Here is a 333-nt window from a genome sequence, read left to right as displayed (position 1 = left end):
GTTCCTGCATTGGCATTGGCTTCTGTGATATAGTAGGTTACGATGTATTGTGCAGGGTCTAAATCGTTGGATGGGTCTGTGTCTAATTGGTTTAGTATTTCTGGCTCTTTTTCGGTTAAATCGAAACTGGCAAAGCCATCGACATCATCGTCACAGACTTCTAATGGGGTGGGGTCTGTTATTTGTGGGGTTGGGTTGACGATAAGTTGTAGTTCTACAAAGCTTGCACAGTCTGTTGCGATAGTTGAGCTTTCTATTCGTACATAAATGGTTTGCATGTTAACCACAATGTTATTGTAAATGCCGGTGATGGCATTAATGTTGTTTTCTGCA

1 pseudogene is annotated in these 333 nt (G+C 41.4%); it reads right to left on the bottom strand.

Annotated features, from left to right (window positions below):
- Positions 1 to 333 (bottom strand): annotated as a pseudogene (locus ACVC2P_RS00145) (hypothetical protein); the annotation flags it as partial.

The organism is Pontimicrobium sp. MEBiC01747, from assembly GCF_053601635.1.
The sequence above is the reverse complement of the archived record's forward strand: the minus strand, read 5'-3'. Positions and strand labels throughout refer to the sequence as shown.